The organism is Bacteroides salyersiae WAL 10018 = DSM 18765 = JCM 12988, assembly GCF_000381365.1.
Taxonomy (GTDB): Bacteria; Bacteroidota; Bacteroidia; order Bacteroidales; family Bacteroidaceae; genus Bacteroides; species Bacteroides salyersiae.
Map to the genome: position 1 here is coordinate 2,205,465 of NZ_KB905466.1, position 22,789 is coordinate 2,228,253.

The window sequence follows — 22,789 nt, forward strand, 5'->3', positions numbered from 1 at the left end:
ATGAAAAAACAAATCATATGTATGTTGTGTGCAACTGCCTTTTTAAGCAGTTGCCACATCTATAAATCATACGACAGACCCGAGGATATTGAGATCTCCGGTTTATACCGTGATACGGTAGCAGGAGGTGATACGTTGGTATCCGATACGACCAACTTCGGGAATCTGCCTTGGAGAGAGGTTTTCACCGATTCTCAGCTACAAACACTCATTGAGCAGGGATTGGCGAATAATACCGATCTGCAGACCGCCATACTGAAAGTAAAAGAAGCACAAGCAGCTTTGATGACTTCCCGTCTTGCCTATGCTCCAATGCTGGCATTATCCCCTCAGGGTACTATCAGCAGTTTCGATAAAAGTGCCGCAACCAAAACGTATTCCTTACCGGTAACCGCCAGTTGGGAACTCGACCTCTTCGGTAATTTGTTGAATGCAAAGAGAGGTTCTCAGGTAGCTCTTCTACAAACGAAAGCATACCGCCAAGCCGTACAAACTCAGATTATCTCCGGCATTGCCAATACATACTACACCTTGTTGATGTTGGACAAACAGTTGGAAATCTCCGAACAAACAGCCGATGTAATGAAACGCAACGTAGAAACGATGCGTGCCATGAAAGATGCAGGAATGACGAATGCTGCCGCCGTTGCGCAAAGCGAAGCCGCCTATGCGCAGGTTATCGCCTCTCTACCGGCTATCCGTCAAAGTATCCGCGAAGCCGAAAACGCCCTCTGCATGCTTTTAAGACAAGCACCGCAAGCTATCAAACGCAGCACATTGGAAGAGCAGCAATTACCCACACAATTCTCTGTTGGCGTACCTTTGCAGCTATTATCCAATCGTCCGGACGTGAAAGCCGCCGAAATGAATCTGGCAAGTACTTATTATAATACCAATGCCGCCCGCGCTGCTTTCTATCCGCAAATCACGATTAGCGGTTCAGCCGGCTGGACAAACAGTGCCGGTAGTGTTATCGTTAACCCAGGTAAACTCCTTGCCTCTGTTGTCGGTTCACTGACCCAGCCTCTCTTTTATCGCGGCAGCAACATCGCCCGTTTAAAGATAGCCAAGGCACAGCAGGAAGAAGCTAAACTCGCTTTCCAACAGACCGTATTAAATGCCGGCAGTGAAGTAAGCAACGCGCTCTCTTTATACCAGACTACCGCCGAAAAGACCTCTGCACGTCAACTTCAAGTAGAATCTGCCGAAAAAGGCGCCGAATATACAAAAGAATTGTTTAATTTAGGCACGTCAACCTATTTGGAAGTTCTCTCGGCCGAACAGTCACTGCTGAGTGCGCGTCTGTCACAAGTATCCGACCATTTCGACAGCATGCAAGCCGTAGTCAGTCTCTACCAAGCATTAGGTGGCGGAAGAGAAAATTAAAAGGTATTAATTGTAAATCGTAAATATCATGATTAGTCCGTTAGCTTATGTAGATCCCGGAGCAAAAATTGGAAAGAATGTCACTATCCAACCGTTTGCCTATATCGAAAAAGATGTCGAAATCGGGGACGACTGTATAATCATGGCTTATGCCAGTGTTCTGAATGGTACCCGTATGGGAAAAGGCAATAAGATACACCACCATGCAGTGTTAGGTTCCGAGCCTCAGGATTTTCATTATACAGGTGAAGACAGTAGCCTGATTATCGGTGACAATAATCATATCCGTGAGAATGTAGTGATCAGTCGTGCCACATTTTCCGGTAATGCAACCCGCATCGGTAATGAAAACTTCCTGATGGACAAAGTACATATCTGCCACGATGTTCAGATTGGCAATCACTGCGTAGCCGGTATCGAGACAACCATTGCCGGTGAATGCAAACTCGATGATTGTGTCATCCTGAGCGGTAATGTAATCTTGCATCAGTATTGTCGCGTGGGTAGCTGGTCATTAGTTCAGAGCGGATGTCGTATTTCCAAGGATGTCCCCCCATATGTGATTATGTCCGGCAATCCCACCACCTATCACGGAGTGAATGCCGTAGTACTTACCCAGCATCACAATACATCAGAACGTATCTTACGTCATATTGCCAATGCCTACCGTTTGATCTATCAAGGTAACTTCAGTATTACAGATGCTGTACAGAAAATCGTAGACCAGGTTCCTATGAGCGAAGAGATCGAGAATATAGTTAACTTCGTGAAGAGTTCTGAACGGGGGATTGTAAAATAACGATTCGTATAAAGCTATTCATAAAGAGCTCCAATTCTTTGTTACTGAATTGGAGCTCTTTCTTTTACATAAACGAATATCGGTCAAAATCTATAAAAAGAGAATTTCATACCGCAATCACCTCACTTTATCACCAAATTTCAAAGTCAATCTTACTTTCTCCGACTCCCAATTCTTTACTCCTCTTGCAAGGAGCCGCTCCTGATACTATAATCGTATATTTGCCTTTCAGCAAATTCTTGCTCCCATCCTCCATTACCATTTTCAATTGATCGGGCTTAATAATAAATTCCACAGTTTGTGACAAATGAGATTCCAATGTAACACGCTTAAATCCTATTAATGATGATATAGGAGTAATTACCCCTGCACCAGGTGCCGACAAATAGAGCTGTACAACCTCTTCCACCTCATTATTGCCATTGTTTCTCAAAGTAGCCTGAACATGTATTTCTTGTTTTCCATCATACTTAGGATTAAGTATTTTTACATCACTGTAACTAACGTCACCATAAGTAAGGCCATATCCAAATGGATACATTATATTATCTGTCATATATTTGTATGTTCGACCTTGCATATTATAATCTTCGAAAGCAGGTAACCAATCGCTGTTTATAGGAAATGTTACCGGCATTCTCCCTGAAAAGCTAACATCTCCAAAAAGTAAGTCACCGAGTGCCATACCTCCTTCTTGCCCAGGATACCATGCCATTATTACAGCATCAGAAAGTTCAGAAACCTCTTCTAAATCTATCGGACTTCCTCCCGTAATCACTGTCACTAATTTATTCCATCTGTTCCTACTAATATCCCGTAAAAATTTAAGTTGATGTTCCGGTAATTTCAAATTTTGTTTATCTCCCCGATGAGAGGATGCAATTGCGTCTCCCTCTTCCCCTTCATCAATACCCGACAACCCGATTACAACAATAGCAACCTCTGCTGCACGTACTTCACCTACTGTCCAATCAGCAGGATTCATATTAGGAGTAGTAGGTAAAATCCCTATCTTATAATTTATGCTGGTACCTCCACTCACTTTTGCGGCAATACCTTGCAGGAAAGTATTAGATCGGGGCGACACGCCGTAATAATTCCCCATCATCACATATGTATCGGCAGTATAAGGTCCTGTAACAAAGATTGTTTTCACATCCTTTTTCAAAGGCAGTGTATGATTGTTATTTTTAAGCAGTACCATACTTTTCTGTGCTACTTCACGCGCAACCATTGCGTGCGTATACGAAGCTATCACCGAATCAGAGATATTTTTATAAGGAGATTCGTCATCATCGGTTAAGTTACCTAATTTCAAACGTGTCATCATTAAAGGCATCAGTGCGTTATCAAGATCAACTTCAGTAATAAGTTTACGTTCCAACGCCTCTTTCAACGCATGAAAGCTCCCACCACAATTAAGATTAAGACCTGATTTTAAAGCAATAGCCGATGCTTCAGCAACATCTTTGGCTATTTTATGTCCGCCATAAATATCGTCGACAGCTCCACAGTCTGACACAACATGCCCTTTGAACCCTCATTTTTTACGCAATATATCTGTCAACAAAAAGAAACTTCCTGATGCACTCTCACCATAAACCCGATTATAAGCTCCCATAACAGCCTCTACTTTAGCCTCTTTCACCAACGCCTCAAAAGCCGGAAGATAAGTTTCGAATAAATCTCTTTTTGAAGGACTCGCATTAAATTCGTGACGCAACGCTTCCGGCCCCGAGTGAACTGCATAATGTTTTGCGCAGGCAGCAGCTTTAAGGAAAAACGGATCATTGCCTTGTAATCCCCGCACATAAGCCTTTCCTATTTCGGCTGTTAAATATGGATCTTCACCGTAGGTTTCCTGTCCACGCCCCCAACGTGGATCGCGGAAAATATTAACGTTAGGAGACCAATAGGTCAATCCTGCATATCTACCGTAATTACCGATTTGCCGGGCAACATTATATTTCGCTCTCCCCTCGGTTGCTATCACGTCGCCAACCTGTTCAATGAGATTTGGATCAAAAGTTGCTCCTATGCCAATCGGTGCCGGAAATACCGTAGCACACCCATTGCGCGCCACACCATGCAAGCCCTCACTCCACCAATCATAGGGCTTTATTCCAAGACGTTCTATACCGGGAGCCTCATTCATCATCTGACTGATTTTTTCTTCAACTGTCATTTGAGAAATGATCTTTCTTGCTTTCTTCAGCATTCGAGTTTCAGTATCTATACTCCCTTGTCCTAATACGTTTGCTCCTACAATCAGACTACCTAATAAAACTAAAAATCTACTCTTTTTCATCTGGAATTTAATGAGGTATGATTTATCTAAGGAATACAACAAAAATCTCATTCGATAAAACGCATAGGTACCCCTTCCAGCGAAACTTTCACGGGTTCAATGTAGCCATCTTTATCGAATGTCATGCGTTCAATACAAGTTTCTCTATGAGTTCCATCATTATCTCCTTTGGGATGACGATGGTATATTATATAATATTCATCGGTATTAGGAAGCCGTATAACAGAATGATGCCCGGCTCCCGTTGCAATTTCCGGATTTTGCAGCAACACTGTCCCTATACGTTCAAACGGGCCAAACGGTGAATCGGAAATGGCATAAGCCACACAATATTCAGGTCCTCCCCAATTCCCCTCAGACCACATGAAGTAATATCTATTATCTCTTTTAAACATAAAAGGGCCCTCAACATACTTTTCAGGAGTGACCTCTTTATAATAAGATCCATCCTCAAATGGAAGCAATCCTGTAAAATCATCATTCAATTTTACAACATTACAATGCTGCCATCCTCCATAATACATATAATACACCCCCTCGTCATAAAAAACAAATTGATCTATCGGTTGAGCTCCATTCACTATTTTAGAAATAAGAGGTTTCCCTAATAAGTCTTTATAAGGTCCTTCCGGTTTGTCAGCGACAGCAACTCCAATACCTCCTATTTGATCATCACTTGCGAGTCCATTAGCACTGAAAAAGAAATAATATTTATCATTTTTTCTTATTACCGAAGGTGCCCACATGTCTTTATAAGCCCATTTAACCTCAACAGTATCCAATATGGTGGAATGTTTAATCCAATTGACCAAATCTTTAGAAGAAAAGCAATCAAAAAAAACTTGTTTTTCATAAGCGTCGGAGTATGTAGGATAAATCCAATAAGTATCATCATAAATAATGGCTTCCGGATCGGCATACCACCCTTCAAAAAGAGGATTTCCACTCATTGTAATTTGTTCAGTCTTCTTGCATGATGTAACAGTACACATCAATATTGGCAAAAGCCACATAATACTACGATTCAAGTTCATAATCTCTTATTTTTTCATTATACATTATCTCTATTTCTTCATTCATAAGAATATTCTTATTTTCTTATAGCTATTTTTTCTGCTTTTATATTCCCCATTTCATCAACAACAATATTCCACCGACTTCCATCAGGCGATTTCAAACACAAACCACCGGCTAAATTTGTATATTTGGCGTATGGCACACTCATTAACTGCCGAATACCTAATGCCACATAATTACCATCATTACTTTTATCTATTTCTATTTTCAAGAAATACGGTCCTTCCAACCACTCCACACGGGACAACTGATTTGTAATCATAGCCCCTTTCCCTATTTCCAAGCAAACAATTCCTTGCGACGTTGTTTCTATGGTATGCTTCTCTGCAAAAACAATTTCTCCATCAACTTCTTTTTGGTGAATATAAAAACGTAAATTTACCATTTGATTAGTAACAAGGTTATTCATATCATCCCTAATCACTGCTTGATACTGAAAAGCATCAGGTACCTGTGCTTTCAAACATACAAACATCCACAAAAAGCAGTTTAATATTAAGACCTTTTTCATATGTATCACTTTTTCATAAGTATAACCGAACTTTTTAAATGTGTACCCACAATTCTCAAAATATAACGTCCGGTAGTATAAGATGCAAATTGAATGTATGATTCAGGCGTAGCCATCATACCCTTATTTACCATCCTACCATTATCATCATATAAGAACCAAGTACACTTTCTATCCTTCTGTAAGCGAATCGTTAGCAGATCTTTTACTGGGTTAGGGTACACTATAAACTGCACATCATTCTCCAATATCTTTATGACACCTGTGGAAACAACCTCCAACGGCTGACCAAATCCTTGCAAAAGCATACTTTCCGGTCTGGATACAGTTTCTGTCATAATCTCTCCAATAGTCCAGCTTACGCCTTCCTCTACATTACCCGCCGTGGATATTACATCTTGCCCATAGCCCATCAAAGAAAAGGTTATAAACAGTAAAATAGCAATATTTTTTTTCATATCTTCCCACTCACTTAAGTATACGTCTTTCAACTCCTTCTCTTGTCATCTTGACAGGTCTTATCAGATTCGTATTAGGACTTATAAACTTCATAACTTCAATACAGGTTTCACGCGAATTCCCCAACGTTTCAGTAATAGGTCTACGATGATAAAAAATGTACCAATCATCTGTTCCTGGAATATTAATTACAGCATGATGTCCCGTACCATTGGCTATTACCTTATCTCCATGTAATATAACACCCTTCTTTTCAAAAGGTCCGGTTATAGATTTCCCCGTTGCATAACTAACACTGTAACTTTCATCCATCCAGTTTCCTGCAGACCACATAATAATGTATTCTCCATTTCTTTTTATCACAAATACCCCTTCTGTATACCCATCAGGAGTAACCTCCTTATACAATTCGCCATCAGGAAAAGGAATAATACCTGTAAAATCATCTTTCAACTTCACTACATTACAATGTCCCCATCCTCCATAATACATATAAAAGTTACCATCATCATCTTTCATCACAAATTGATCAATAGGATGTGCTCCATTTATCGTCTCCGAAATTAATGGTTTTCCGATAAGATCTTTATAAGGTCCCTCCGGCCGATCGGCAACAGACACTCCGATTCTCTTATCATCAGCACTGAAAAAAAGATAATATTTCCCATTATTTTCTATCGCAGAAGGTGCCCATATAAATACATTTCCCCAAGCCACATCCTTAATATTCAAAACAGAGCTGTGCTTTGTCCAGTTCACCAAATCATGAGAAGAGAAACAATCAAAAACACCTTGTTTCTCCTGAAAATCTGAAATAGTGGAATACACCCAATAGGTATCCCCGTAAATGACAGCATGGGGATCAGCATACCATCCTGGAAATATAGGATTTCCGCTTTTTCGTATATCATCAACCGGTTCAGTCCCAATTTCCCCATTATCAGAGACGGAAATCAGCCATTTTTTACCTTCACCAGAGGTGAGACATACAGCTTCGGTTACATCTGCATATTGGGCCATAGGAACGCTTAACAATTGCTGAGTGGAACTTGGTATATAAGCACTTCCCTCATCAACCCGAACTTCCAAAAAATAAGCATCAGAAGCTCCCCAATCAATAGAAGAAAAATCATTCTCTGATATTTGAGTGTTTTTTCCGATTTCAACGGTAAACAACCCATTTTCGTTCGTCCTGCCACCAGCCTCTTCCGAATATACGACTTCTCCCCTTGCTTTCTCTTTATGAATTTTGAAAGTTGCTTTAATCTCCCTATTCGGCAATATCTCTCCTGTATTGTTCCTAATCACTGCCTGATATCCAAAACCGGTGGTTTGTGCATCAGCTGACAAGGACAGGCTAATAAAAAAAAACAATAATAAAAGTTCTCTCATATTTTTTCTTTTTTATAGTTAACGAAGAGAATACATCTCATTTTCTCAGCATAATGCGTCCGCCGAATATGCGCCCTGCCTTTTTCCAGCGATGCGCATGCAAAGTCACAACTACTTCTGATTTCCCTTGGGTAAGGTTAAAAGGAATTGCATATTCTTTATCAAAGTATTCACCTCGACAACTCCCTGTCAAAACCTCACTTGAAATCAATTGATCATCAATCAAAATATCAAACTGATAGTCTGCACCATCATCCCCCCAATATGTGAGGACTAAGTCAACAGGAGCATGAGGATCGACTTTCATCTCAAATGAAAAATTTCCTCCGTCATACGCCTGACACCATTTTCGACTTGACGCACCTATTCCACGTTCAACGTTCTCTCCTCTAAACCGGTGATCAGTTTCCGGTTGCTGTTCGTTAGGACGAAAATAATCAAGAGTCCTCCTTTCTTGCTCACGTAAGAACTTATCTTCTTCTTCATACTGCTTGCGGATTTGTTCCCATTCACTTGGTTCGTAACAATCAAAATATACAGAATAATGTCCGTCACTCTTTTTATAAAGTGGAACAAGTTCTACATTTTTAGGAAATCCGGTTTTAGTAATGAAAGAAGTTTTTGTCCGATTGGACGGCTGTATCCAGTCCCTAAGTTCCGAATCTTTCTTCTCCAGAAAAACAATTTTTCTTTCATCCAAATCCATTTCACCCGCCAAAACTATCGGTCCATTCAAAAAAGCGAACTTATGTTCATCTCCAGGAAGAACTTCCTTATGAAGACTTTTAGGCATTTCTATCTCAATTTTATCACCATCCTTCCACAAACGGTTAAGAGAAATATAAGATCCCGGTTTCTTTTCTATTTCCTGTATCTTATCATTCACTTTAATCGTATATCCCGTTGTAGCCCATTGCGGATAACGGATGTGCAGAGTTAGTGTCTGAGACTTTGCACAACGTAATATAAGAGAAGACTTATCCGACTCCGGAAATTCAGTCTGCTGTTCTATTATCATTCCTTTTCGTCTCCAATTCAATCTGGATGCCACAAATAAATTGATGTACAAATCATTTTCACTCTCCGAATAAATACCTTCCGCATATTTCACGTGGTTTTCAAATCCTGTACCCACACAGCACCAGAAGCTATGTTCCGGAGTGGAAAATTCCTTAAATGAAGCATATGCTAAAGGCAAAGAGTAAACCACCATACCTGTTTCATGATTTTGTGATGCCAAAATGTGATTATACAGTGCCCTTTCATAATAGTCCATATATTCGGCTTTAGGTTCCCATGCAAACAGATGTCCTGTCAATTTTAACATATTGTATGTGTTGCACGTCTCTGTTGTTTTATCAGACAAGAATAATTCTCCAGGTTTGCCAAAATGCTCATAATTACTATTCCCTCCTATACAATAAGTATGTTTCTTCAGAACCGTATTCCAGAAAAAGGTTGCAATCGTTTTATCTTTCTCCCTACCCCGAAGCTCATACGACCGAGCTATCCCCGTCACTTTAGGTATTTGAGTATTGGCATGAAGCCCATTCAGTTCGTCTCTTTGTTGAGACAAGGGTTCCATTACCGAATAATGATAAAACTTATCAGCCAACTGTAAATATCTCAGATTACCAGTAATAGCATACATATTATATAAGGCATCATTCATTCCTCCTGTCTCGCAAGATATCATCCGTTGCCACTGGTCATCGGTCATATCCCGAAATTTATCACAGGCCCAGTCTGTCAATTCAATGGCTACTGTCTTTGCCGTTTCAACTCCCGTATACAAGTAAACGTCTATGAAGCCCGACCATAATTTATGTAAGTTATACCAAGGTGCCCAAAAACCGTTTATCCACGATCCTCCGGGTTCTATTTTATCTGCAACAAGTTCATTCCATAATCTATCACCATCAGGAATAGCAGCCACATATCCGGTTCCTATGGCAAGTTGGCATTTACGTATTTCATTTATACTATACTCTATCCGTCCTAACAATTCATTGTCTCCTGTAGCAGCATAAAGCATAGACATTGCAGATAAATAATGCCCAAAACTAAAACCGCTTTGAGATGAATCTTCCCAACCGTCATACATAGGTGCTTTGGGAGTAAATCCTGCATTCTCGTGAAATCTATGTAAGAAACGGTCAGGTTGCAGAGACATCAGCCATTTCCGATCTGCCTCCATAGCCGCTTTAAAAGGACCTTGAAGCAAACGAACCTCAGAAATGGAAATTGGATAAGCTTGAATCTCAATACAAGGAATAACTTCCATTCGTCTTTCATTGAGTAATGGAATATAATTCTGAGCATAAATCCTACCGATTAATGCCACCATTACCCCAATACACACAGCACTTTTTATCAATTTCATAATAGTATTCCCTCTTTAGTTATCCACAATTTTACCCATTTCTCCCTTTTCCAACTTCAAGCTTTTAATCTTTTGCATAGCAGAGCCGGAGAAGATAATATCGCCTTGCTTCTTCTTATTTATATCAATGTACTTTCCAAGATAGGGTATATGCGTTACACCAATAGTACTTTCCGGATAAATATTTATAGCAGTAGGCGTACCCTTAGTAAACATATAGCCATTCTTCAATAAAGTGAAATCGATCATTGCAGCTAATCCGAAAATAGAAGGACGTACACCTCCGGGTTGGGGCTCTGCATCATTGGTATACGTCTCTGCGTATACGCAATCTGCTCGCAAAATATCTCTCAAGTTACTCTCAAGCAATCCACGTGCCAGAACATCCTTTCCTCTTTCTATAAGTCCATACAAGGTAAAATCGACATCCGGATATTTTGGAGCATTAAAACCAGCAAAAGACTGATTTGTGTCATAATGTTTATAGAACAGTCCCAAAAGACTTTCATAATAATCCATATCAATCTCATTCACATATAATCCGGTAGTAATTTGGATAGGATGCGTATCGCGCCCTTTATATTGATTGATGTGCTGACATGGTAAATCCTGTGGGGTACTCCAAAACCATTGTTTATATTGTTCTACAAAACTCTCTTTCTTTATACGCCACTCTTCTGCATCTTCCTCCAATCCTAACTCTTTTGCCAAAAGAATCATATACTCAACATCTTTTATCGCAGAGACCACAAATTCGGCATCTTTCTCGTTCTCGGGCGTCATATTAGTATAAATCCAGCGTGGATTCTGTAATCTCCAATTTAAATAACGAGATATGGCAGGATAAACTTCCGACAACGACTTTGCGTCTTTCGACAGTTCATACAACACCCATGCTGTGTGAGCTTTACGAGAAGGCAAACTCTCCCCACCCAGCATTCCCGATTCATCAACAAGCGCTAACAAGCCTTTCAAACTACTCCATGAAATATTAACATCTATATAAGCAAACAGCTGTATTGCAACAAACGACTCCCATGCAGCCGAAAATGGGGCTAATTCATGTCCCTCATCCCACAAGGAGGCCTTTCCTGTAACAACCTGATAATAAGGGTAATTTTCCGTTTCCGGTTCCAATACGTTCTGAGCCAAAAGAACCCATGCTTTATAATATGCTTTCTTTATCTGCTCAGCAGTAATCCCTTTTTTATCAATTGAAGTTAGCTCAAAATTAACAGGATGAGGTATTTTATTTTTCAAAAAATCATCCCAATAACGAATCTTATCTAAATAAACATCATCTATATTCTTTTTAAAAGGCCGTCTTACATTAGAGATAAGCATCGCATCAGAATCTGTATTTAATGCATAAGCAACTGCTATATTTACGTCTCCTTTCCCTTTCATGTCAAGAGCCCACCAACAGGCATCTCCCGTATCTGCCACTTTATTAGTTCTTGCCTTCATATCCTCGCCGGAAACATAAAAAGATACATTTTTACTATTCATTCCTTTCACAGACACTGCATATTTACAATTACCGGAATAAACAATAAGCGTCTCATTCCTATCATCCAACCGAACCTCTCCTTTTATAAATCCAGATAGTAAATAGTGTTCTTTTTTATCAAGTCTCAAACTGCGCACAATTGTATTATCATCATAAAAGAAATCATGTCCTTCCAAATGAGAGCCATCTTTATAATCCGCAGAAAACATGAGAGCATGAGGAGCCCATTCTGTACTATATTTTTCTACTCCATTGTCCGGACTTTCCAAACATGAAGCAACTCTTATTTCCAATACATTTTTGAACTCTCTCCCAAATCGCCGTTCCTTTTCATGATAAACATTCTGAGCTGTTAAATAAGCAACGTTTAAGGGCAACACCTCACTATTACTGTATACTACTGCTGTATTTTCCTGTGGAGACTTTCCAAAATCATAAGGATTGATTACAATACGGGATCCAATCGTACTCAAGTCCCTGCGTTGATATGCACCCTCTTCTTTTAAATCAATACTTGTAGGAATCTGAGCATTTAAAACAACAGAATTCAATATTGTAACTAAACATATAATAATCTTTCTCATCTTTCTATTTTTAACTTTTCCATTCGAGTTTCCCCTATTATTCTTTTTTCCGGTTTCCCATTATTCACCCCCCATTGTGCTTCCCGTTTATGAGGGTTTATTTTAAGAGAATAGCGTTCTCCTCGGATTAATATATTTTGCACACCACCTTTTTTTTGATTCAGCAACACGCACTCCGGTATTCCTCTGTCATATTTAAAACCATTCAACAACCATACAAAATCAATCAATGTGCTCGATCCGAAAAGAGAAGGGCGTACACCATCCGGCTCAAAGTCATCTCCAACATATTGCTCGGCAAAAGTTGCTTTAGCCCGTACTATATCACGTAAATTTGCTTCAATTACTCCTTGAGCTTTTTCCACATACCCGTGTTGTAAAAGCCCATAAACCGAGTAACTCACATCCGGATATTTAGGTATACCAAACCCGGCAAAAGACTTATCCGTATCGTATTCCGAGTCGAACCGTTTCATCATACTATTCAAATAGTCACCCTTCAGTAAACCATCGACATACAACCCTGTAGTGACCCAAATCGTATTTCCCTTACTTCCGGAATCACTATTTATATCATAATTCTGCTCCGGTATCGTTTGTGGAGTTCTCCAAAACCATTCCAAGCATTTTTCACTAAATGTTTGATGCGCTTGTTGCCATATCTCCGCATCATTTTCATATCCTAACTCCCCGGCAATAACCATCAAATGTTCCATGTCGATAAGAGCGGAAAAACAAAACTCGGCATCTTTATATGATGTAGATGGTTTAATATCCTGATAGATCCAATGAGTCACATTCAGCCGCCAATTCATGTAACGCTTAAGTGCCGGATAAACCTCCTTCAAGGATTCTTTATCGTGTGTCAGTTCATAAAGTATCCGCGCTGTTTGTACTTTCCGCGATGGTAGACTTTCTCCCCCTAACATACCTTCTTTATCCACAAGTGTCATTAGTCCCTTAAAGGCCTTCCAAGCTAAAGTCGGATCAACATAAGCATACCATTGAATACCGATAAAGCTTTCCCATGCAGCAGAGAACGGAGCACGTTCTTCACCCTCATCCCACAGAGACGCTTTCCCGGCACACACTTGAGGATACGGAAACATCATGTCGTCCTCCGGCAAAACATTTTGTGCAGTAAAAACCCACGCTTTGTAGTAAGCTGATTTCAAATCACCAGAAAGAATCCCGTATGTTTTAACCTGTACCAGCTCAAAATTCTCGGGTCGCGGAACATTAGATAAAAAAGAATTCCAATAAGTTTCATTCTCTGCCATTCTATTTTTTATATCCCCATTGATAAACGGAGCTTGTACTCTTTTTATCAGATCGTCTTCCGACTCGTCTTCATCTGCAAAAGCAACAACAACTGACTGCTTCTTTTTCAGATCTAAAGCAATATGCCATTGATCCTCAGTCTTTTTAAAGTTCAATATGGGTATATTAAAATTTACGGCATATCGTATATTTCCATTATCAACAACTAAAATATTATTGCTCAATGCCAGAGTTCCTCCATATTTGCCAGAAATACAATAATATCCATTACCCCTCTTTAGATCCAGACTACGCACAAGCGTTTTATTATCATAAAAAAAATCAACTCCTCCCAATTCATCTCCCCCCTCATACTTAGCACTGAAAGGAAGAGCATGAGGCATCCACTGAGTTGCATAGGAAAAAGCTATCCCCTCCAATGAATCTTTCACCATAGCATCAAATCCTTTTACCGAATTCCGAATCGTCAACAAATCGGAAACCGCTCTGCTAAAACGGGTACGCGGATGACGCCCTTTTACATTTTTATGAGTTGACAAATAAGCGACATTGAGAGGCAAAGTCGGCCTGTTACTAAATTCTGCAGCAGTCTTCTTTCCATTAAAATCATAAAAATTTATAACTATTCGAGAGCCAGGCATGCTTAAATCTCTACGTTGCCACATATCGTCTTCCAGCAAATCCCGACTTTTGGGTGGGTTAATCGCATACGCAACATATACTTGAGAAATGATACCCAAGACTCCCAATACTACTATTTTCAATAAATGCTTCATAATTTTATAAGATTAGGGTATTATTTGAATGTTGTGAAGTAAAAACTCTTTACCGCTTTTATCATCATACTCAAAACTTAGTACATGTTCTCTTGTTACCGTATCATCCAATATTACTTCCGGATACATATAATCACCCCAACCATCTTCAAAGTAAGTATTCAGTCTCTGACGTTTCCCATCAAGAAGTACATACACATTGGCAGCTTTCTGCCGATCAACAGTTCGGTTAAACATTATTGTTATCATAGAAGCCTTTATATTAAATGTCAGAGGAGTACCTTTATGCGTCGTGTACCATCCCCGCGAAGTTAACTGCCAATCAGGATTCCCCATCGGAGTAAAAGGATACATACCCGCTTGCTCATATCTATTTTGCGTTAACGGTGCAGGTAAATTTTCACCGTCATATATCTTCTCCAAAAAATCCACAACAAGATTTCGTATAATCTTATGCCCTCTATCATTAGGATGAACATCGTCTACAGCCAATTCACTCCAAAGCATGTTACCGGATTCTACTTCTGGATATAAAGCATCACGATAACTAATAAATGGAATATGATAATGATTACAAACATCCACATGGTACTCCTGCCATGATTTCCCTTCCATGTCCATCAAGCCTAAAGCCAAAACAGCAGGTTTTCCTTCTGACTTCAATATTTTACGTATTAAACCTTCATAGCTCGACTTCGCCCTCATTTCATCTCTATCATTCACGCTAAATTCGACAATCACAAAATCGGGCTTTGCCGTAAGCAAATCCTGATCAACTCTATGAGCCCCAAACACGGAATTAGTTGCCCCTATTCCCGCGTTCACAAAACGAACCTCCACATCAGGAAATTTCTCACGAAACCATTCAGCAACCAAAGGGGCATAAGCTGTCTTATAAAAGTCCGACGCTCTGGCACCGGCCGTTATTGAACCTCCAATAACTCCAATAGTTAATTTCTTATTTAGCTGTATCTTTTCAAACATTGTCTTTATTGGCAATGTAACATAGTCATTTTGCAAGCTTCGCCGATACCATTCCTCTTTCATGTTAACAGAGACTTGAGCTGAAACAGAAACACAAAAAACATAAATAAAAAACAAAGTCAATATTCTCTTCCAAAAGGAGACATATACTACAACAGTTTTCATTAGCATTTTATCATTTTAGTAAAAGGAATAATGAGGGCATGTCATACGTAAGCATGCCCTCGTGTTTCATAATTAATAATCAAGGAACCGAGATTTCAATAGTTTCTGTATAATTCCATCTTTCAGAACCCGTCAACTTCGCCCCAATCCTCATCCAATAGGTCTTTCCAGGATCAAGAGCTATAGTTTCAACAAATTCACGCCCGTCAACATAAGTCATCAGTTGTGGAGCTGATTTAAATTTTGAATATTGCTCCTCATAACCACCGACATTGAGTCCACCGCTCAGATACTTGGTACGACTCGAAATAATAACACCGGCTTTTTGAACCCTAATTGCCTTGTGATCATTATTACGATTCATCGTATATTTAACGGTGAGATTCGTGCCGTCCAATGAATGCTCCTCTGTCAATGAGATAAACGGAATCACATTAAAGTTTACCTCTACACGGGCTCCGGGACTCACCTCTATTATCTTCTTACTATCTCCAACAATATCAAAAGCACCATCAAATGGTTCTACTTCGTACGTTGCCACACCATAAGGAGAATTTTCATATTTCCTATCTGTATATCCAAACAACTGTTCCCAATTAAACGAACCATCCGGTTTTCCCTGAAAAGTTTGAGGTTGGGCGTCAGGTCCCCAACTCACTTCTTTAAACCGAATCTGAAATCCGTTAGGTTGTTCCGAATACATTGGTCCATTTGTTATATCATCGATTAACTGGCCATGAAAGCTCGCATTAGGGCCATCGTAATTATCATCGAAACTGCATGAGGTAAATGTGCAACTTACGATCAGGGTAAAGATACCCACTGTTATATTTTTAATATCCATAGTTCTGACAAATTTTAGGGTTAGTAGTAATTTGGGACGTATTTATCCAATTATAATAATACCTGGATAAAAAGCTCTTTTTAGGGTATTTAGAAGCTACGATCTTTTTGAACTTCCATTTATTGTTCGTTATGTCCCAATAAGGTTCCAAGCCTGAGCATGTAAAGTCATTGGACAGAGTTTCTTCCAATACGCGCCATCTCCGTTTACACCAAAAGACTTCATTTTCAAAAGCAAACTCACATGCCCATTGTTTACGAATATCAGGAATACTCAATTCCGAAACTTCCGGTAATCCGGCACGAGTTCTGACATCATTAAGTGCAGCTAATCCTATACCGTTCTCATCAATCCCAAGCTCTGCCGCGGCCTCTGCAGCAATAAGCAACACTTCTGCATATCTCATATCAATCCATGAAGTACTTTCCGGAGAAACATTGGCAATATCCGCTTCATTAATATACTTTCGAACCAGAAACCCTGTATGCGTTTCATCCTGAGTGTCCCCCATTCCATACTTTCCACGTATAGAATATGTTTTTCCATTTACTGTAACATTTCCGGTTCCATTCTTTACCTGTCCGTCAACAATAACTCCTCTACGAACATCAAAAGTCGAATTGTAAAAATTACAACCTGGAAAATACACCGTCCCACCCAGACGATAATCCCGACCTTTAAACATCTCGTCAAGGGTCGTATATTCTTCTGCTAACCATTCTCCTTGATTTACTGCTACTTTTGCAGATGTTCCGTCCAAATTATCATAAAGATCTATTAAATCAAGAGTCGGATTATCCATAGCCGGCCGGCCATAAGGAAGAGGTAGTCTGAAAACACTCCAATCATGAGTTCTTTTTTCTTCCAAATAATACTTCACAAAAATGGCTTCTTTATGTTTGTCCGGTTCTAAAAATAACTTAGCAAAATTAGTAGCCCCATCAGCATCCAAACCACGTGCTAATTCAAATTTATCGGCGGTAATAACTTCTTTGGCTGCATCGAATGCAATTTTATAATAATAGGAAGCCTGATCCGCCGGGATTCCACAAACCTGTTTGTTTGTATTAGGATCCCGATAATCGCCAATCCCCAAAATCGGACTGTTATAACGGGCAATACTTGCCGCATAAAGTGCCGATTGAGCTTTCAAAGTCAAAGCCACATACTTATTTATCCGCCCTTGCGCCTCAGAAACTTCTTTCAATCCTCCTGCAATAGCCTCATCAATCTCATTAATAATAAAATCCCAGATTTCCTTTTCAGAAGCGCGGGCAACCATCAAATCTTCTTTATCGGGATTATTCACATCCTGAGGTTCTGTAATAAGCGGTACTCCACCAAAACGTTTAGCCATTGTATAATAGTACCAAGCTCTAATCACTTTAGCCTCCGCCTTCCAAGCCTTTACCTGATCAGCTGTAAAATTGGAAGAATACTTATCTATCAGCTGCAAAAACTCATTGACATTTCTTACGGCAGAATAATCCCACCACAGATACCCCATGCCTCCATCTATTCTTTCACCATTATTATCTATCACATCAAGAGATTCTACTGCAACACCATAACCTGTATAATATTCAAATTGATCCCAATGAACATAAGGATCATAAGAACTGGTACATATCTGAAAATCTTCAAATAACATCTGAGAATAAAGCTTTGCGAAATGAGCAGTGATAGAAGATTCTGTTTCATATGCTTTTTCTTCCGGAATAATATTTACCGGAGATATATCCAACACATCACAAGACATTACACATGATGCAAGGAATGCGCAACAGTAATATTTCAAATTTCCTGTATTCATAATAGTAGTATTTAGAATGTTAGATTTACACCAAAATTAAAATTCATAGCCATAGGATACTTATACTGTTCCGGCATTTCCGGGTCCAGTTCTTTAATATTAGAAAATGTCAACAGATTATAAGCATTGGCGTATACTCTTAATTTCTGGATTCTGACTTTATTCAATAACATCCTTGGTAAGGAATAACCAATTTCAATGTTTTTCAAACGAAGATAAGATGCATTCCGAATACGACGTTCATCATCCCAAACGTTTGGTAGAAAACTCCATTCGGCACGGGCACGAGGATATTTGCCTGCTATCCACTGCCCACTGTCGTCTTGTCTCCAACGGTCTGTCCACATCTCCAAAGCACCGGCACTTCCCCCATATACCAATGGATTTCTTAGAAACTCTTCATAACTTACCGCATATTTGGCTGCACCATTGAAAACCATATTCAAATCAATACCTTTATATTCGGCAGAAACAGTAAAGCCATACACAACTTTTGGAACATTATTTGTAAAAATCGGAACTAAATCAGTCCATTCAGAAACCCACCCGTCACCATCAACATCCAGATGCCAATAGTCACCAAGCCCCGTCTGAGCCATTTGCGAAGTTCCTTGATGAAGTACTAAATATTTTACTTCATCCTCACTCATAATCTGCCCGCCTAAAACATGCCCCCATTTTATATCATTCCATCTATTATTCTGATTATTTTTCCAATTATCAAAAGAGTTCACGGCCCGAGCCTGCTCTACATGTTTATTTTTAGTACGGAAGATATTCAAATTGGCAGACACAGTATATCTAAAATCATTAATTCGATTGGTATGAGAAAGGGACATTTCCCAGCCTCTCGTCATATCGCTATTCAAATTTTCCTGGGGCATGCTTGTCCCTGTGGTTTGGGGAATAGTCCCCACTCTTGTAGCCAGCAAACCGTTCCTGTTTCTTTGATAAAGTTCAACCGTTCCGGATAACATTCCTTTCCATAAATCAAAATCAAGTCCTAAATTATAAACATCGGAAGTATACCACGTCAGATCCGGATTTACCGCTCCCTTATTCACAATTCCTGGTATTAACTGATTATCAAAAACATATCCGTTATCCGGATATATGTAACCAGCTGCCCAATTGAATTTAGCAGCACCGTCATCTCCAAGTTTACCATATGAAGCTCGAATTTTTATATTATCAACAAAAGATAAAGCATCTACATTTTTAATAAAAGATTCTTCTGATATTCTCCATCCAATCGAAACACTGGGAAAAAATCCCCAACGATGTCCTTTGGCAAAGGCTGAAGAGCCGTCATAACGAAAGCTTCCCTCAATCAAATACTTACCGGCATAATCATAATTCACACGCCCTACAAAACCCTGATTAGCCTCTTTTACAGGGGTAGTCCCCCAAACTTTCTGATCCTCTTCCAGCCCGGCGAACAGTTCATCAACGCTATCCATTGCATAATATCGAAACGCACTAAATCCCGATGGATTATCATTCTTCTGCTGCTCAAACAAAGCCAATATCTTTAGATTGTGAACGTCGTTGAAACTCCTTTCATAAGTAAGCATTGCCTGCAAATTATTAACCCAACGATCATCATATTCCTGTTTCAAGTTCGTTCTTGGTACAACCTGATGTTTCATCAATTCACCTTGAGCGTCATAGCTATACAAATCCAACGCCTTTTGCCAACGCTTACCAGTCATCTGATATTCTTCAAAAGCATATATAAACTTAGCTTGTAGCCCCTTTATAAAAGGCACATCCCACGACAAGCTTAAATTTGTATTAAAATGCTTATTCGCATAATTTGCATATCCCACAGCGTCTGTTCGGCTGCTGGCCAATGGATTATTAGAAAATTGCTTCAATTTCAAATAATAGCCTTTCTCATCGTCTGCCATCAAAGAGGTCAAAACATTTCCGTTTTCATCTACCGGCTGAATACCCCAGATGTCTTTATAAATTTCACCATCATACGGAGCATTTTTATTATCACGCATATAAGCCATATTAACACTGGCTGTAAATCCGTATCCTAAATCTGCGGAAATATTGGAACGCAAATTATAACGGTCATAAGATAAATCACCCGATTTATATAATCCATATTCTTTCATATAGTTAGCCGACAGAAAGTACTGCACCCTATTATTTTGACCAATAGATCCGGAAACAGAGAGATTATGATTCATAATCGGATTACTATTCCTCATCACCTCATCGTAGACATCAAGTCCGGGAGTGTTTCTAATTTGTTCCAACTGTTCGTCATCATATAAAGCAGCAACAGGATTTAGCATATTCCTGTTTATGTCATTTTTCAACAATGCATAATCATATGCTGACATTGGTTTATTCAAATTAATCAATTTTGAAAACCCCATATTCATCGAATATTCGATAGTTGGCTTCCCATCCGTATTCGCTCCCTTTCTTGTAGTAACCAACAAAACACCGTTGCCAGCTTTCATTCCATATACAGAGGCGGAAGCGTCTTTTAGCACTGAAACATTTTCTATTTCACTTGCGCTCAAACGATTAAAAACATCCATAGAAGAAATCATACCATCGATAACTACCAATGGTTGTCCTAATCCTCGTATATTTATATTGGTATTAAATGCCCCCGGTTCCGCACTGTTTTGCCGCACGGCAACGCCCGACAACTTACCGGTAAGCATATTCTGCGTATTAGAACTGAAAGCAACATTCATATCTTTCCCGCTAACAGCATCTACAGAACCCGTAATTGTAGCTTTTTTCTGCGAACCATAACCAACTACCACGACCTCATTTAACTGTTTGGCATCCTCTTCCAGGATAATACTCAATCGCCTGTTATCAGTTATTCGCACCTCTTTATTTTTATAACCAATATACGAAAAAACCAATACATCATTTTTATCCGCTCTCAACGAGAAACCGCCTTCCAAATCAGAAGTTGTTCCGGCAGATTTGCCTTTAATCAGTATAGATACTCCTACCAGAGGCTCTCCGGATATATCGGTAACCCTCCCCGTAATCGTATAGGACTCCATTGAAAATGCCGACACCGTAACTGTCGAAAAAATTAGAACACTAATTAAGAATAAATTAACATAAACATACCTTAGTAGACTGTGCATATGAAATATTTTTTTAATTATACTTTATTTATTACTTGATAAAAAATAGTTAATATACACCTATTAAGGTGGAACAAAATTTACAAATGTTTTCATAAATATTCAATTTAAAATTAATCATAGGTTTTCTATCCGTTTTCCATCTCATCTATATTTTTCGAAATATGTCTTACAACAAAATAAAATAGAGCTTGCAATATTGTAACCAAAGGCAAAGTAAAGATCAAGGCCGCATTATCAGAGATTGCATAAGTTATAAAAATGAATGTTCCGCATCCTAAAAGACGCCCTATATACAATCCGCATTCATGACTAAAAATATAAGAGTATTCATTTCTATTTTCAATATCTTTCAGAAAATCAATCACTCGCATCTGTAATGGGAAATAAGCAAGGTCGAACATAGGTCTTGCAACAATCATCAACAACAAAAAGATAAAAACCGATACCACATTGAAATAGATCGAATTTATTAAAGTTCCTATTACAAACAGTAAAACTGCTACTGCATATATCCGTAAACGGTGTTCTGGTTTGGAAAAACGTCCTATCATATACATTAATAATGCCGTCAAGAGTGAACTTACACTCTGTACAATACCCAAAGTCCCCTCATCGCCCACAATTTTCATAATCAGCATGGCAGGAGCAGTCACGATAAACCCTTGTACCAGACCTTTTGACGCCGCAACACATAACATTTTGTACCACAACATATTGTACCTGAAATATACAAATCGCGCTTTAGCCGGTTTGCGATACGTACCATTCGTTACAAGAATTGAAGCAAAAACCGTTATAACAATCACAATATAAATAACCACCTGATAAGCCGAATTTATATTCTTGAGCCATGATATGCCTTGGGCGGACTGAATAAACCACCCGACACTCACAGGAACAACTACAAAAGTCAATGTATTAAAAAAAGTCTCCAAGCCATAGTAATAATTCCTATTTAAGTCGTTTGTGCAAATTAAAACCAAATAATCCCGGTTCGCCCAAAAAAAGCCGAACGACATTCCCATCACAAGGCCGGCAATGGCAATTCCAACAAAATTCAGTTCTGGTAAAGAGGTCATTATCAACATCGACACACCACTTAACAGCATCCCAAATGCATAAAGTTTACCCGGATTTATTTTATTCAACAGATACCCATTTATCAAAAATGTAACAGGGATACCCGAATATACCGTTAACTGATATGTCATTACCCTACCCACATCCGAAGAATTACGCATGATATAAGCCGCTACAAAAATATCCACAACAGGCAGGACAAATGCATATAACAAAGAAGTAAGTAGCAGAATTCTCGTGTTTTTAGGCTGGCTAAAGAATAGTTTTATCTCGTTCATCAGTGCAAATATTTAAATGATT

At 39.1% G+C, this 22,789-nt stretch carries 16 protein-coding genes; 2 read left to right on the plus strand and 14 right to left on the minus strand.

Annotated elements, in window-relative coordinates; all coding sequences use genetic code 11:
* A complete protein-coding gene (locus HMPREF1532_RS08280) occupies positions 1-1,386 on the plus strand; it encodes a TolC family protein (RefSeq protein WP_025819125.1) in 1,386 nt (461 codons plus the stop codon).
* A 28-nt stretch (positions 1,387-1,414) separates the two neighbouring features.
* Positions 1,415-2,185, plus strand: coding sequence for an acyl-ACP--UDP-N-acetylglucosamine O-acyltransferase (gene lpxA / locus HMPREF1532_RS08285; protein ID WP_005927582.1), 771 nt, complete (start codon positions 1,415-1,417; stop codon positions 2,183-2,185).
* A 130-nt stretch (positions 2,186-2,315) separates the two neighbouring features.
* Here lpxA and HMPREF1532_RS21770 read toward each other — a convergent pair whose 3' ends face one another.
* From HMPREF1532_RS21770 to HMPREF1532_RS08350, 14 genes are all read right to left on the minus strand, one after another.
* Positions 2,316-3,707 (minus strand): glycoside hydrolase family 3 C-terminal domain-containing protein, encoded by a 1,392-nt coding sequence (locus tag HMPREF1532_RS21770; RefSeq protein WP_005927585.1) that lies wholly within the window; start codon positions 3,705-3,707, stop codon positions 2,316-2,318.
* An 18-nt stretch (positions 3,708-3,725) separates the two neighbouring features.
* A complete protein-coding gene (locus tag HMPREF1532_RS21775) occupies positions 3,726-4,403 on the minus strand; it encodes a glycoside hydrolase family 3 protein (RefSeq protein ID WP_244266412.1) in 678 nt (225 codons plus the stop codon).
* A 137-nt stretch (positions 4,404-4,540) separates the two neighbouring features.
* Complete coding sequence (locus tag HMPREF1532_RS08295; RefSeq protein ID WP_044094342.1) at positions 4,541-5,485, minus strand: glycoside hydrolase family 43 protein; 945 nt, start codon at positions 5,483-5,485, stop codon at positions 4,541-4,543.
* A gap of 98 nt (positions 5,486-5,583) precedes the next feature.
* A complete protein-coding gene (locus tag HMPREF1532_RS08300) occupies positions 5,584-6,081 on the minus strand; it encodes a hypothetical protein (protein WP_232305899.1) in 498 nt (165 codons plus the stop codon).
* A 5-nt stretch (positions 6,082-6,086) separates the two neighbouring features.
* A complete protein-coding gene (locus HMPREF1532_RS08305) occupies positions 6,087-6,539 on the minus strand; it encodes a T9SS type A sorting domain-containing protein (protein WP_005927601.1) in 453 nt (150 codons plus the stop codon).
* A 10-nt stretch (positions 6,540-6,549) separates the two neighbouring features.
* The gene (locus HMPREF1532_RS08310; RefSeq protein WP_005927603.1) at positions 6,550-7,932 is read right to left on the minus strand and encodes a glycoside hydrolase family 43 protein; all 1,383 of its coding nucleotides are present in this window, start codon (positions 7,930-7,932) and stop codon (positions 6,550-6,552) included.
* A 37-nt stretch (positions 7,933-7,969) separates the two neighbouring features.
* Positions 7,970-10,315, minus strand: a complete 2,346-nt coding sequence (locus HMPREF1532_RS08315; RefSeq protein ID WP_005927611.1) for a glycoside hydrolase family 127 protein — start codon at positions 10,313-10,315, stop codon at positions 7,970-7,972.
* A 15-nt stretch (positions 10,316-10,330) separates the two neighbouring features.
* Complete coding sequence (locus HMPREF1532_RS08320) at positions 10,331-12,409, minus strand: hypothetical protein (RefSeq protein WP_005927614.1); 2,079 nt, start codon at positions 12,407-12,409, stop codon at positions 10,331-10,333.
* Positions 12,406-14,466, minus strand: a complete 2,061-nt coding sequence (locus HMPREF1532_RS08325) for a glucosidase family protein (RefSeq protein ID WP_005927617.1) — start codon at positions 14,464-14,466, stop codon at positions 12,406-12,408. The genes HMPREF1532_RS08320 and HMPREF1532_RS08325 overlap by 4 nt, the downstream gene beginning before the upstream one ends.
* Before the next feature lie 12 nt (positions 14,467-14,478).
* Positions 14,479-15,615: an SGNH/GDSL hydrolase family protein gene (locus tag HMPREF1532_RS08330; protein ID WP_005927623.1), complete on the minus strand. Its 1,137-nt coding sequence runs from the start codon at positions 15,613-15,615 to the stop codon at positions 14,479-14,481.
* Between the two features lie 79 nt (positions 15,616-15,694).
* Entirely contained in the window at positions 15,695-16,459 is a 765-nt protein-coding gene (locus HMPREF1532_RS08335) for a DUF3823 domain-containing protein (RefSeq protein ID WP_005927626.1), read from the minus strand.
* Positions 16,449-18,272: a RagB/SusD family nutrient uptake outer membrane protein gene (locus HMPREF1532_RS08340; RefSeq protein ID WP_005927629.1), complete on the minus strand. Its 1,824-nt coding sequence runs from the start codon at positions 18,270-18,272 to the stop codon at positions 16,449-16,451. The genes HMPREF1532_RS08335 and HMPREF1532_RS08340 overlap by 11 nt, the downstream gene beginning before the upstream one ends.
* An 11-nt stretch (positions 18,273-18,283) precedes the next feature.
* Entirely contained in the window at positions 18,284-21,319 is a 3,036-nt protein-coding gene (locus HMPREF1532_RS08345; protein ID WP_229108788.1) for a SusC/RagA family TonB-linked outer membrane protein, read from the minus strand.
* 215 nt (positions 21,320-21,534) lie between these two features.
* Positions 21,535-22,767, minus strand: coding sequence for an MFS transporter (locus tag HMPREF1532_RS08350; RefSeq protein WP_005927634.1), 1,233 nt, complete (start codon positions 22,765-22,767; stop codon positions 21,535-21,537).
* Positions 22,768-22,789 lie beyond the last annotated feature (22 nt).